The organism is Pedobacter foliorum (assembly GCF_013266735.1).
GTDB lineage: Bacteria > Bacteroidota > Bacteroidia > Sphingobacteriales > Sphingobacteriaceae > Pedobacter > Pedobacter foliorum.
On the sequence record NZ_JABSNU010000008.1, the window covers coordinates 19,011 to 33,293 of the forward strand.

At 37.6% G+C, this 14,283-nt stretch carries 8 protein-coding genes; all 8 read left to right on the forward strand.

What is annotated here, in order from left to right; genetic code table 11:
* Nucleotides 1–12: 12 nt before the first annotated feature.
* The 8 genes from HQN83_RS16185 (at nt 13) to HQN83_RS16220 (ending at nt 14,282) form a co-directional block, all read left to right on the forward strand.
* Nucleotides 13–2,790 carry an outer membrane beta-barrel protein gene (locus HQN83_RS16185; RefSeq protein WP_173091372.1) on the forward strand — a complete coding sequence of 926 codons (2,778 nt, stop codon included), beginning with the start codon at nt 13–15 and terminating at the stop codon, nt 2,788–2,790.
* Nucleotides 2,791–2,865: 75 nt separating this feature from the next.
* Complete coding sequence (locus tag HQN83_RS16190; RefSeq protein ID WP_173091373.1) at nt 2,866–4,629, forward strand: cellulase family glycosylhydrolase; 1,764 nt, start codon at nt 2,866–2,868, stop codon at nt 4,627–4,629.
* 18 nt (nt 4,630–4,647) lie between these two features.
* Nucleotides 4,648–5,823 (forward strand): multiheme c-type cytochrome, encoded by a 1,176-nt coding sequence (locus HQN83_RS16195; protein ID WP_173091374.1) that lies wholly within the window; start codon nt 4,648–4,650, stop codon nt 5,821–5,823.
* Nucleotides 5,824–5,890: 67 nt separating this feature from the next.
* Nucleotides 5,891–6,472, forward strand: a complete 582-nt coding sequence (locus HQN83_RS16200; protein ID WP_173091375.1) for a sigma-70 family RNA polymerase sigma factor — start codon at nt 5,891–5,893, stop codon at nt 6,470–6,472.
* Between the two features lie 72 nt (nt 6,473–6,544).
* The gene (locus HQN83_RS16205; protein WP_173091376.1) at nt 6,545–7,600 is read left to right on the forward strand and encodes a FecR family protein; all 1,056 of its coding nucleotides are present in this window, start codon (nt 6,545–6,547) and stop codon (nt 7,598–7,600) included.
* A 165-nt stretch (nt 7,601–7,765) separates the two neighbouring features.
* Nucleotides 7,766–11,329 carry a SusC/RagA family TonB-linked outer membrane protein gene (locus HQN83_RS16210; protein WP_173091377.1) on the forward strand — a complete coding sequence of 1,188 codons (3,564 nt, stop codon included), beginning with the start codon at nt 7,766–7,768 and terminating at the stop codon, nt 11,327–11,329.
* A 20-nt stretch (nt 11,330–11,349) separates the two neighbouring features.
* Nucleotides 11,350–13,140: a RagB/SusD family nutrient uptake outer membrane protein gene (locus HQN83_RS16215; RefSeq protein ID WP_173091378.1), complete on the forward strand. Its 1,791-nt coding sequence runs from the start codon at nt 11,350–11,352 to the stop codon at nt 13,138–13,140.
* Between the two features lie 20 nt (nt 13,141–13,160).
* Nucleotides 13,161–14,282: an acyltransferase family protein gene (locus HQN83_RS16220; protein WP_173091379.1), complete on the forward strand. Its 1,122-nt coding sequence runs from the start codon at nt 13,161–13,163 to the stop codon at nt 14,280–14,282.
* Nucleotide 14,283 lies beyond the last annotated feature (1 nt).

Sequence of the window (14,283 nt, forward strand, 5' to 3'; positions counted from 1 at the left end):
CACATAACGAGAATGAATTATTTCTATAATGCATTGAGACCCGCTATTGTACTATTTCTACTGATATTCAGTTCTATAGTTCTTTATGCCCAAGTGCCATCAAAGGAACAAAATCCACCGCCGCCACTTCCCACACGAGAAGTGAGTGGAATTGTAAAGGACTCAACCGATCTGGGGGTAATTGGAGCAACTGTCAGCTTAACATCCGATAAGGATACTTTAAAAACAAGTACAAATACTGACGGTATATTTGTATTCAGAAATGTAAAGTCAGCAACTTACATCATTACAGTTCAAAGCATTGGGTATGTTAAAACTCCTGCAATGCGTTTTAAACAAAACGATACCAGTCCTAGAATTGTAATGGATCCAATAGTTCTTAAAGAAGAACGTAATACTTTGAATGAGGTGGTTATTAATGGCACTCCATCTATTACCTATAAAACAGATACAGTTGAGTATAAGGCTAGCGACTATATTGTTCGAAAGAATGCTACTGTAGATGAGCTGCTTAAAAAAATGGAGGGTATGGAGGTAGGTACTGACGGAACTTTAGTTCACCAGGGAGAAACAGTTACTAAAGCCAAATTGAATGGAAAGGAATATCTTGGGGGCGACATCGCAAACGCAATTAAAAACCTTCCAGCTGAGATCGTTGATAAAATTCAGATTGTTGATGATTATGGTGATCAGGCGGCTCGTACAGGCGTAAAGGATGGTGACCCTCAAAAGATACTGAATATCACTACAAGAACGGATAAGTCTGTCGGGAATATGGTGAATTTGAACACTGCAGGAGGTAGTAACGAAAGAAAAGAAGCAGGATTGTTTGCTACACGCATTAACGGAAATCAACAGATCGGGATAAACGGTAATTATAGTGATGCGATTAATCTTAATGCATTAAGTGGCTCTACAAAGAATACAAATACCAGATTCAGTTTGCGCGATAAAATTGGGAAAAAAATAGAGTACAATTTGGGTTATCAATTTCAAAATTCTAACGGAGACAATTTGAATGAGACCGAATCCCTAAGTATTTTAAGTAATGGACAATTGCATGCCAATAGTTCGAATACCGGCTTGCAAAAATCAAATAATCATAATTTTAAACTTGAATTTGAAGTAAACCTGGACTCAAGTAATTATCTTAAAGTTACCCCGACCATTCAATCCAATTCTACCGATAATGATGGTTCTTCTACGTTAAGTCAAAGGGGTAGCAGTCTTTCAATGGGACTGGATCAGGACCGTCGTATAACAAATTCAAATTCAAGCACAGCACCTCAATTTGGTATTTCTACTTTTTATCAGCACTTATTTAAAAAATACAGAAGGAATTTTTCGGCACAGATAGATTTGAATAAAAATAATCAGGATAACGAGCAGGAAAGATATAACTTCACAACTTATTATACCGATGCGGCACCAGACGGTAAAGATTCCGTAATTAATCAGATTATAGCACGTAAGAATCGACGTGATAATTATCGCGGAAGTATGACCTATGTTGAGCCTCTAGGAGTTAATACTCAATTCGAGGTGAATGCACAGGTGAATTATAATGGTTATGACAATACCGCAACCACAAGAGATATTTTAGATGGTGGCTTTTCCGGTATTATAGATTCGTTAAGTAATATTTATAACTATTCCTTTACACAGGGGCGGGTTGCGTTAAATTTTAGGTACGGAATGTCTAATACGTCCAAAGTTCGTTTCTCTGTTGGTTTAACAGGTGTGCCGGCTTTATTATCCGGAACTAAAATAAGTCTGGGTACCACAACAAACCGGAGTAGTTTTAACCTAATACCTATCGCAAGATTTGAATATCGTTGGAGCAGACAACAAAAAGTATCTTTGAACTATTCAGGGAATGCAGTAGAACCAACTTTTGATCAAATACAGCCTGTAAGGGATGTTACAAATCCAAATAATCCGGTTATTGGTAATCCGGACCTGATTGCCACTTTTGTGCATACTTTAAGAGGTGATTACAATAATTATATTGCAAACTCGAAGCTTAACCTTTCCCTAAATGCAAATGGTTCTTATACTGAAAATGCCGTAATCAGAAATGTGGAAACTGTTGACAATCCGGATCCAAATCTCCCTGGTAGTAAAATTAATGAAACACACTTTTTAAACGTTAGTGGAGTGTATAGATTGACTGGTAATTACAACATCAGTAAGCAGCTCAGCAATAGAAAATATAATTTGCAACTTAATGGTACAGTGAGTTATAATCATAACCTGAGTATGAGAGATGGTATTTTGAATACTACTGATATCACTGTTCTCGATCAACGTTTTGGCCCAAGAATTAACCCTACGGAATGGTTGGAGATCAATACAAATATTGGATACAAACACGAAAAGTCTAATTCGACGCTTCGTTCGGGTAATAATAATATCAACACGCTTTCTCTTAATTTGGATGGAAGAGTGTATTTATGGGATGTATGGATGTTTGGGTACAATGGTAGTAAGCAGTTCATAAATGGTATAGTCGGAAATACAAATAACAGCCCCTTAGTAATAAATGCAAGTTTGGAGCGTCAGTTGTTTAGTCGCAGAGGCCAGATCACATTTCAGGCATTTGACATTTTAAATCAGAATAATTTTCTGAGGACACAGCAACCGGATGATGGCGGTTATGTAAATACGAGAGTAAATCCCGTTAGCCGATATTTTATGCTTAAACTGAGTATGAGGCTGCAAAAATGGTCAGGTGCTCAAGGGCGTGGTGGCAGAGGCGTTATGCGCCGTGGCGACGGTAGCTTTATGTAAGATTTGATTTGTAGGTTAGATACCTATGTTAATCAAAAATCCGTATTTTGGGTAACTAACCAAATACGGATTCTTATGATCAATGGCATAAAAGCTTCAATTATATTTTCAGTTACATTTGTATTATCATGTTTTGTAAACATTCATGAAAGTAAGGCCCAAGGGTTTTTAAGGGCAGATGGGAAAAAAATTGTCAATGAAAATAACGAAAACATACTGCTCAGAGGAGTTGGGTTAGGTGGCTGGATGTTGCAGGAAGGTTATATGTTGGGGATTAACAATGAAGGCCAGCAACATAAAATTAAACAGCGAATAACTGATTTGGTAGGTGAGCAGGAAACCAAGGTGTTTTACAATAATTGGCTGTCTAATCATACCAGAAAAGCAGATGTTGATTCAATGAAAGCATGGGGATTTAATTCGGTTCGTCTACCTATGCATTACAATCTTTATACTTTATCTATTGAAGAAGAGCCTGTAAAGGGGCAAAATACCTGGCTTGAAAAAGGTTTTTCGATGACGGATTCTCTACTTGCCTGGTGTAAGGCTAACAAGATGTATTTGATATTGGATTTGCATGCAGCACCAGGTGGACAAGGTAATGATTTCAATATCTCAGATCGGGATCCCTCAAAACCTTCGTTGTGGGACAGTGAGGCCAATCAGCAAAAAACCATAGCGCTGTGGCGTAAACTAGCCGAAAGGTATGCAAATGAACCATGGATTGGAGCTTATGATATTATAAATGAACCTAATTGGGGGTTTGAGGATCCTACCAATGATAAAAATGGACTAAAGGAAAAAAAGAATGCACCTTTAAGAAAACTGATGTTAGACATCACTAAAGCAATACGTGAAGTTGACCAAAAACATATTGTAATCATAGAAGGTAATGGCTGGGGCAATAACTATAATGGAATCTTTCCTTTATGGGATAATAATATGGCCTTAAGTTTCCATAAGTATTGGGCATATAATGATCAGGCATCTGCCAAAGGGATGATAACTATTCGAGATGAGCACAACGTACCCATATGGTTAGGCGAAACTGGCGAAAACTCTAATGTTTGGTTTACAGAAGCTATCAGGTTGTTCGAAAAAAACAATATAGGTTGGGCATGGTGGCCTTTAAAAAAGCTGGGTAATAATAATCCGATTCAAGTGAAATCTAATCACGAATATGATGTAATTCTTAACTACTGGAAAGGGGATGGTGCTAAGCCAACTGCTGAGGTGGCAAAATCGGGATTAAAAAAGCTTGCCCACGATTTGAAGATAGAGAATGGTATTATCCACTATGATGTAATTGATGCAATGATGCGTCAACCCTTCTCAAATGAAACAAAACCTTTTAAAAACAATACAATAAAAAAGAATACTACCATTTACGCTGTTGATTATGACCTGGGGATAAATGGTATTGCATATTTTGATAAAGACACTGCCGATTATCACGTTTCTACAGGTATAAATACTGCTGGGAATAAAGGCAGAGTATATAGAAATGATGGGGTGGATATAAGTAGAACCCCTAATGATTCATATTATGTTAGTCATATTGAAACAGGCGAATGGCTACAGTATACAATTGATGTAGAAAGTGCTGGCGTTTACACTATAGTGTTAAATGTAGCTGCTAAGGATGCTAATGGTCGCTTGTCCATTGCCATCAATGGAAGGCAGATGGAGCCAATCGTTAATGTACCCAATACAGGTGATTACACCACTTTTAAAACAGTTCAGCTAAAAAAGATTAAGCTTAATGCCGGTAAACAAAAATTAAAGGTTTTCGCGAATGCAGGTGGTTTTAATTTTAACTATATTCGATTTATCGAATAGAATAACTAAAATTAAAATATGAAAGGAAATAGGCGTTTAGTGCTGATTTTCAGTGTTATCTCAGTATTTGTTTTCCTGTTTTCACAATGTGTTGATTCTGTTAAGAAAGTCCCTGTAGCTGAAAATGCAGTTGCAGGTAGTAAAACGTGTATACAATGCCATAAAAATGTGTATGAATCGTACTTGAAAAATCCACATTTCTCTACTACATCTCCAATCACAGCAGATAGTCAGTTGCCGAAAGGGGGTAATACAAATGTTTATAATTATGATAAACATATGAAGGTTGCTGTAGAGAAAAGGGATAGTGGGCTGTATCAGGTTGTTTATCTCGATGGTAAAGAAAGGCTTACCAGAAGATTTGACATAGTTTTTGGCTCAGGAGAAAAGGCTTTCACCTATGCAACATGGAAAGGGAAATCGTTATATCAGTTACCATTGTCCTTTTTTAAAAGTCAAGATAGTTGGGCTAATAGCCCCGGTTTTTCAGGCTCTAGACCTAATTTTGGTCGAGTTATTGAGCCGAGATGCCTTGAGTGTCACAGTTCATTTATAGATCATAAAGTAGTAAAAAATGGAGGATTAACTGTTTCAGATGAGTTGGTTAAATCGTCCCTCGTTTATGGAATTAATTGTGAAAGATGTCACGGCCCCGCTGCAAAGCATGTTGAATTTCATATAGAAAATCCAAAGAAAAAAGAGGCTAAGTTTATTACTTTATATAAGTCGTTGTCAAGAAAGCAAAAGGTGGATGCCTGTGGTGTTTGCCATTCAGGAAATGATGCTGAAAAGTTGAAATCTACTTTTTCATTTAAACCAGGAGATGATCTCAATGAATATTATGGGAATTTTTCTGCATCCTTTGATGAGTCATCACTTGATGTTCATGGAAAACAAAATCAGATGCTTTCAGGCAGTAAATGTTTTATTAAAAGCGAAAGCCTTGACTGTTCAACATGTCACAGTACCCACAACCAAAACAAAGTAGGTTTAACGGCTTATTCAAAGAAATGTATGAGCTGCCATTCTACCATTAAGCACACTGATAAAACTCTGGCAAATGCGATGGTTAAAACTAACTGTATAGATTGTCATATGCCTTTAAAACCGTCCAAGCTAATTAGTTTTCAGCAAGCAGGTCAATCGAATGTAAGTCCGTATATGCTTAGATCACACCGCATAGCAATTTATTAAGTGTAAAAAAAATGTAGTGCACTTCGGATTATATTTGTTAAATTTGGTTTAAGCCGACATTAACTTAATGGATTGCAGACTCTTATCTGATGACGAATTAATTGTTCTTTTTAAAGGAAGTTGCCAGCATGCGTTTAAAGAGATGTATTTGCGGTACTGGCAAAAGGTATATCAGATTGCGTACAAGAAAGTACATCATAAGGAATTGGCAGAAGAGTTAACTCAAAATCTCTTTACGGAATTATGGAGAAGAAGAGAAACAGTTGTAATAAACTCATTAAGTTCTTATCTGTTCGGAAGCCTAAAATACTGCATTATCAACCATTATAAGTCACTCTTAGTTCAGGAAAACTATCATAACTACGTTAAGGCATCCACTAATTACGGTGTAGTTAATAATACAGACTACCTGCTGATGCTTAATGAACTTTCTGATGCACTTGCAAGAGGCATTGCTTTACTCCCTAAAAAGACAGCAGAAGTATTCAGGATGAGCCGTATTGAACATCGGTCTGTTAAAGACATCTCCGAACAGCTCCATATCTCCGAGAAAGCTGTAGAGTACCATATCACCCAGTCACTTAAGTCAATTAGATTCTATCTTAAAGAATACCTCTTTATACTGGTTGCTTTTAGTATGTTTCTATAAAATTCAACTTTTTTCAAATATTTTTTAGGGGTAGAGGCTACTTAGCTTACATATAGTTTAAAAGCTATAAAAATGAGCAGAGAAGCATTTCATCTATTGTTAGAAAGATATTTGGAGAACAGGTGTACGGATGAAGAAAAGGAAATTATTGAAAAATGGTATGGAATGCTTGATAAGCATGACATGGAAGATATTGCTCCTGCACAAGTAAATGCGTTGGAACAAAAGCTATGGGATAGAATACATGAGGATGCCTTAATGGTAGAAGACGATGAAATTCCAGTTCGTAAACTCAAACCTCGTTTCAAACTATCAAAAACTTTAATTACTGTGGCTGCGGCTGTAGTTGCAGGCTTTGTGGTGATTACTGCTTATCTATTCTTTAATGTAGGTAGTAAAAAGCCTGAATTTATGACAGTTGCAGCTACAAATAGCATTAACTCTGTTACAAATAATACAACTAATTCCATGGTTGTTTCTTTGGAAGATGGAAGTAGGGTTACGCTTCAGCCAAAATCTTTATTGAAGTATCCTAAGCATTTTTCTAAAACTGTTCGTGAAGTATCGTTAGAAGGAGAAGGCTTTTTTGAGATCAGTAAAAATCCAGCCAGACCATTTTTAGTATACAATAGCAATGTAATCACCAGAGTTGTTGGTACCAGTTTTATCGTAAAAACAAACAGCGCAGCTAGGGAAACAGAGGTTACGGTTAAAACGGGTAAGGTAATTGTTTCTCCAAATTCAGGTAGCCTTTCCTTCAAGGTGGATGGGCTATTAAAATCTGATAAGGGAGTGGTGCTTACACCGAATCAGAAAACAGTTTACAATGCCTCAGAAAATACGTTTGCAACCTCACTTGTTGATAAACCACTGCCAATAGCAAAAAATAATAAACAGGTTATAAAAGAAAACTATTCCTTTAATGATGCCAAGGTAGCAGATGTATTAAATCAACTTCAAAAATCATACGGTATTGAGTTCACTGTCGAAGACAAGGAGCTGTACAATTATACATTTACAGGAGATCTTTCTGAACAGGATTTATACAGCCAACTAGACTTTTTATGTGAATCAATCCAAGCAAAGTATGAAGTAAAGGGGACTAAAATAATTATCAAAGAAAAATAACAACACCTAAAATCAACCAAAACTAATTATCTAACCAAACAGCTTATGAAGAAAAAGGAATTTTACTAACTAAAAGCTAAAAAAAAACTGACAATGTTGCGGGACATTGCCAGTTAAGAATTCTGTACGAAAAGTTTCATATTAACGAACAAAACTCCTAAAGTTATGAAAAAAAAGCGATTTGTTGCTTTAATAAAAACAGCAATGAGGATATCTATAGCCCAAATATTTCTAGTAGTTCTATTTACTTGTGGTGCGATGGCAAAAAATGCCGGCGCTCAGAGAATATTGAATAAGGAAATCTCAATCAGCATTAATGATGCTAAGGTTACAGAGATATTAAACGAGATACAAAACCAAACAAAAGTTAAATTTATTTACAGCCCATCAGTAATTAAAGCTGATCGGAAAACATCAGCCAACTTTATAAAAAGACGGCTTGGAGATATCCTAAACGAAACATTAAACCCACTAAGCATCTTTTATAAAGTGATCGACAACAGAATCATTTTGTATGATAAAGATGTTTCTAAAAAAGTAAACGAAGAGAATAACAATAAAGCACCAATATCGGTTAAAGGCAAGGTTACCTCTACTAAAGGAGAAACATTGCCTGGTGTAAGTGTAAAGGTAAAGGGTACTGTAACGGCTACGATTACTGATTTAAATGGAACTTTCGTCATTAATGTGCCAGATGCCAATTCAATTTTAGTCTTTTCTTATATAGGTTTTACCTCAAAAGAGATTCCTGTTAATGGACAGAGTACTTTAAGCGTCCAACTTGTTGAAGAAGAAACGTCACTAGGTGAAGTGGTTGTTCTGGGGTATTCTACCCAGAAGAAAAAGGACCTTACTGGCGCCGTTTCTGTAGTAAATGTTGCCGATATGATCAAGCAACCTAGCCCATCAATAAATAACTTGTTGCAAGGGCAGGCTTCAGGGGTTACCATTTTAGGATCTGGGCAGCCGGGAGAAGAACCTCAGGTGCGTATCAGAGGAGTAAATACCTTTGGTAATAACAACCCACTCTACGTGGTTGATGGGGTGCCAACACTTAATGTCGCCGATTTGAACCCTAACGACATAGAATCAATGCAGGTGCTAAAAGATGCAGGCTCAGCTTCAATATATGGTTCCAGGGCTGCAAATGGAGTTATCGTAATTAGTACAAAAAAAGGAAAAGATAGGGTTAAGGTGCAGTACGATGCCTATTATGGAACTCAACGTCCTAAAACAGGGAATGTTTGGAATATCCTATCACCTCAGGAGATGGCAGATCTAAAAAGGCTTGCCCAAACAAACTCAGGTGATACTGAATTTGATGATCCAATCTATGGAAATGGTCCTAAATATGTTTTACCTGACTACATCTATCCATTTGGAGCTAAAGAGGGAGATCCATCTGTAAATCCATCATTGTATAAACTAAAACCATTGTTTACTTCTGATGATGAGTATAAAACCTTTTACAGAATTAATAAGGCAAATAAAACGGGGACAAACTGGTATGATGAAATATTTAATCCAGCTCCAATAACCAGCCAAAATGTTTCTATAAGTGGTGGCTCAGATCAAGGTAATTATCTTTTTTCTGCAAACTACTTTAATCAGAAAGGAACATTGGATAGAACTTATTTAAAAAGATACACCGTGCGTTCCAATACTCAATACAACATTGGTAAATATGTTAGAGTAGGAGAGAATTTATCATACACAATTACAGCAAATCCTAAAATAGATGGACTTAGTGGCGATAATGCTATTGGTCATGCTTTCAGGGAGCAACCTATTATTCCAGTATATGATATAATGGGGAATTTTGCTGGTGGCTATGGAGGGCAATTGGGTGATGCCTATAACCCGGTAGCGATGTTGTACCGGACAAAAGATAATAAAGCTACTGACAATAGGCTATTTGGAAATGTATTTGCGGAAGCTGATCTTATGCCATTTTTGACTTTAAGGACAGCATTTGGTGCCGATTCTTATTCTGGGGCATCCAGATCATTCGTGTATCCTCAATATGAAAATGCAGAAAATACAACTAGCAACAGTTATGCAGAGTCTTCTTATACCGGTTTAGAATATACCTGGACAAACACATTGTCATTCAATAAAACTTTTAACCTTCATAGCTTAAAGGTATTGGTAGGAACGGAATACAATAAGAACCGCTACAGTACAATGAGTGGTACTAATAAAGGTTATTTTTCGTTTGATCCCGACTATACAAATCTTTCAAATGGCAGTGGGCCAATGGAAACCACAAGTGAAAGAACTGCAGATGCATTATTCTCTTTAATAGGTCGTGTTGATTATGCTTATAATGATAAGTATTTAATTGGTGCGACAGTTCGTCGTGATGGTTCTTCAAAATTCCTTAAAAATACCTACGGAGTGTTTCCTGCAGTGAGTGCGGCCTGGAGAATTTCTAAAGAAAGCTTCTTATCCGATGTTAAATGGATTACAGATTTAAAAATTAGAGGGGGATGGGGCATTATGGGTAATCAGGTAAATGTTTCGGGTTCAAACTCTTTTACAACATTTGGTAGTTCAATTGGTCAGTCGTACTACGCAATTGGTGGTGGCAATGCTGTGGTTGCAGGTTTTTATCAAAATCAGACAGGAAATCCTGATGCCAAATGGGAGAAAAACGTGAATTCAAATTTTGGTTTTGATGCTACATTATTTGGGGGAGGAATCGAAATTTCTGCTGATTACTACCAAAAAAATATAAGGGATCTTTTATACAACCCGGAAATGATTGGAACAAGTGGTGGTGCTACAGTTCCATATGTAAACATTGCCCAAATGAAGAACGATGGGTTTGATGTTTCGGTAACTGGACATAAAGATGTAGGTAGTGGCCTCAGACTTAATGCAACTGCTACAATTACCACCTATCGGAATAAGATAAAGAAAGTATCTGGCGACGTTGACTATTATGATGTTGATTCAAGAAGGTTTGATGGAAGTCATATCATTCGTAATGCCGTGGGGCATTCCATTAGTCAATTCTTTGGATATAAAGTGGAGGGATTTTGGAATTCTGATACTGAAATAGAGGCGGCTAATACAAAAGCTCAGGCAGTTACAAACGATCCGAACACCGTTTATCAGGATGATGTTAAAGTTGGTCGATTTAAATATGCGGATATAAATGGCGACGGAATGATTACTGCTGATGACAGAACTTTTTTGGGTAATGCTAATCCTAATTTTAGTTATGGACTTAATCTGGGTGCTAGCTTTAAAAACTTTGATTTTAGTGCTTTCTTTTATGGAGTTCAGGGTAATTCAATATGGAATCAGGTAAAATGGTGGACAGATTTTTCACCTTCTTTTGAAGGGGCAAAGAGCCATACAGCCCTTTACGATTCATGGACAACCTCACATCAGAATGCAAAAGCTCCAATACAGGAAACAACTCAATCTTTCAGCACAAATAGTGTCCCAAATTCTTACTTTGTAGAGAAAGGCTCATACCTAAGGCTTAAAAATGTGCAGATTGGTTATACACTTCCAGCAAATGCACTTCAAAAGTTTGGAGTTAGCAGGTTAAGAGTGTATTTGTCTGCTGCCAACTTGTTTACCATAACAAAATATTCAGGCGTGGATCCTGAAGTTGGAACTTCAAGCGAAACCGGACAGCAAACAGCATATGGGGTTGATGACGGTTCCTATCCAAGTCAGCGGACTTTTTTACTAGGTTTAAATTTACAGTTTTAATTACCTAATGGTTTAAGGAAATGAAAAGATCAACATATATATACTTAGTTGGACTGTTGTTTACAACACAACTATTTTATTCTTGTAAAAAAGCATTAATACAACCACCGTTAGGCTCTTTGTCAGAAGATCTTGTTGCTAATAAGAACGGTGTGAATGGATTGCTAATAGGCGCTTATGCTGCTTTAGATGGTATGCAGGGTGGCGATGTTGCCCTTGGGGGAGGAGATGCCTGGCAGGCTTCGCCCACAAACTGGGTTTTCGGATCTGTTGTTGGGGGGGATGCTTCCAAAGGAAGCGATGGTGCCGATCAGCCGGCTATTGATCCAATTGCCAATTTTTATTCAGGAGCTACTAATGCCTTTTATAATGGTAAATGGAAGGCCCTGTACGAAGGTGTGACCCGCACTAACAATGTTTTAAAATTCATGGCAAAAGCTGCAGATTTAAGCGATGCAGAGCGTAAAAATATAAGCGCTCAGGCACGTTTTTTACGTGGTCACTATTATTTCGAATTAAAAAAGATGTGGAATATGGTTCCCTGGATTGATGAAACCACAACCAATTTTAATCAACCTAATAATGTGGATATCTGGCCAAAAATTACCGAAGACCTTAAATATGCTTATGATAACCTGCTCCCAACTCAACCTGAAGTAGGAAGAGCTAATAAATGGGCCGCAGGAGCATACTTAGCAAAGGCTTATCTGTATCAGCATAAATTCGATCTGGCCAAACCTATATTTGATGCAGTTATTACACAAGGTCAAACCAGTTCGGGCTTAAAGTATGATTTGAATAAAAAATTCGAAGACAACTGGCTTCCTAGCGCTGAAGATAATCCTGAAGCAGTTTTTGTAATCCAAATGGCTGCAAATGCAGATCCATCAGGCCCATCAAATGCCAATAATGGCGACATGCTTAATTTCCCTTATGGCGATGGAAGTCCTTTCAGTTGCTGCGGATTCTTTCAGCCATCTATTGACTTGGTAAATCATTTCCGTACAAACCCGACTACCGGCCTGCCTTATCTTACAACCTTCAATAATTTTCCTGTAAAAACGGATATGGGAGTAAATGGTGATGCGGATTTTACACCGGATGCAGGAACTCTTGATCCGCGTTTGGATTGGACAGCTGGACGTCGTGGTATACCTTATCACGATTGGGGGATCTATCCAGGTAAGCCATGGGCAAGAGATCAGAGTTATGGCGGACCATATGGGCCTAAAAAGAATGTTTACTGGAGTGCAACAGCTGACGTTGATGGAGATCAGGGTACTTGGGCACCAGGAACAGCAGTTAATTATTCCATTATTCGTTTTGCAGATGTACTTTTAATGGCAGCAGAGTGTGAAGCTGAATTAGGAGGCTTAGGCAAAGCTGAGGAATATGTAAACCGAGTTAGGGCTAGGGCTGCGGATCATGAAAGTTGGTTATTTAAGTATAAGGATGATGAAGATCCGGCTGCTGGATTTTCTGATGAACCTGCGGCCAATTATAAAATCAATGAGTATCCAGCCGGAAATTTTGCAAGTCAGGGTAAAGATTACTCGTTGAAAGCCATTTATTACGAAAGAAAAATAGAGTTGGCAATGGAAGGTCATCGTTTCTTTGATTTGGTACGATGGGGTATAGCTGATCAGGAATTAAATGCCTATTTTAGCTACCAAGGGAAAATTACTTCTGATGTGAGGAATGGTAAATTTGTTAAGGGCAAGAATGATTACTACCCAATACCACAGCGCCAGATAGATTTAAGTCAATCTAATGGAGCACCGGTTTTAAAACAGAATCCAGGATATAATTAATCTGAACATAACCTAAAACAATGAACCAACCACAACGTTTTTTATCCCTCGACGTATTTCGGGGTATGACCGTCTGTTTCATGATTATCGTGAACACACCCGGTAGCGGAGCACAACCTTTTGCCATGCTGAACCACGCAGCATGGCATGGTTTTACACCAACTGATCTTGTATTTCCCTCTTTCTTATTTGCCGTTGGAAACGCCATGAGCTTTTCAATGAAGAAATTTGCCCAGATGGAAAACTCAGCGGTATTGGCAAAAATATTTAAGCGTACCCTGCTTATATTTCTCTTAGGGTATCTGATGTATTGGTTTCCTTTTTTTAGTTATAATGAGGGTGGAGGTATCAGCTTCTCACCCATAGCGAATACACGTATATTAGGCGTTTTACAGCGAATAGCGCTTTGTTATGGCATTGTCTCGTTACTAATTCATTACCTAACTACAAGGAGTGTAGTCGTTGTCGGTGTTTTGTTCTTATTAGGCTATTGGGCAGCGCTGTTATTATTTGGAGATGCTGCTGATCCATTTAGTATGACTGGAAATGCAGGTCAGTATCTGGATTTATATGTATTGGGAGATAAACATATGTACCATGGCGAAGGCATCGCCTTTGACCCCGAAGGGATATTGAGTACAATACCTTCTTGTGTAAATGTGATTATTGGGTATTTAGCAGGTAAATTCATACAAGAAAAAGGAAAGGGCTTCGAAACAATTTCCAAGTTATTATTAGCAGGCGGTGTATTAATATTGATCGCTATATGCCTGAATCCGGTATTTCCAATAAACAAAAAGCTATGGACAAGTTCATTTGTTTTGATAACCTGTGGGCTAGATCTGGTAATTATTGGTGCCCTGATATACGTTATTGAGGTGAAGTCCTATACAAAATGGACCGGCTTTTTTACTGTCTTTGGGAAAAATCCATTGTTCATTTACATTGTTTCAGAAGTGCTGTTAACCATTATAGGGGTAATTTTCCCTGGTCTTAATTTTAATGAATGGATAAGCAGCAGGTTTTTTCAGGTCATCGTACCTGGACCAGTTGGTTCATTGCTTTTTGCAATCTGCTTTATGCTTACCTGTTGGCTGGTTGGTTACATCCTTGATAAAAGAAAAATATATATCCGCGTTTAGT

What these genes read in the sequence shown, in the direction of transcription:
- HQN83_RS16185 (WP_173091372.1), top strand. Translation starts at nt 13, where the DNA reads ATGAATTATTTCTATAATGCATTGAGACCCGCTATTGTACTATTTCTA.
- HQN83_RS16190 (WP_173091373.1), top strand. Translation starts at nt 2,866, where the DNA reads ATGATCAATGGCATAAAAGCTTCAATTATATTTTCAGTTACATTTGTA.
- HQN83_RS16195 (WP_173091374.1), top strand. Translation starts at nt 4,648, where the DNA reads ATGAAAGGAAATAGGCGTTTAGTGCTGATTTTCAGTGTTATCTCAGTA.
- HQN83_RS16200 (WP_173091375.1), top strand. Translation starts at nt 5,891, where the DNA reads ATGGATTGCAGACTCTTATCTGATGACGAATTAATTGTTCTTTTTAAA.
- HQN83_RS16205 (WP_173091376.1), top strand. Translation starts at nt 6,545, where the DNA reads ATGAGCAGAGAAGCATTTCATCTATTGTTAGAAAGATATTTGGAGAAC.
- HQN83_RS16210 (WP_173091377.1), top strand. Translation starts at nt 7,766, where the DNA reads ATGAAAAAAAAGCGATTTGTTGCTTTAATAAAAACAGCAATGAGGATA.
- HQN83_RS16215 (WP_173091378.1), top strand. Translation starts at nt 11,350, where the DNA reads ATGAAAAGATCAACATATATATACTTAGTTGGACTGTTGTTTACAACA.
- HQN83_RS16220 (WP_173091379.1), top strand. Translation starts at nt 13,161, where the DNA reads ATGAACCAACCACAACGTTTTTTATCCCTCGACGTATTTCGGGGTATG.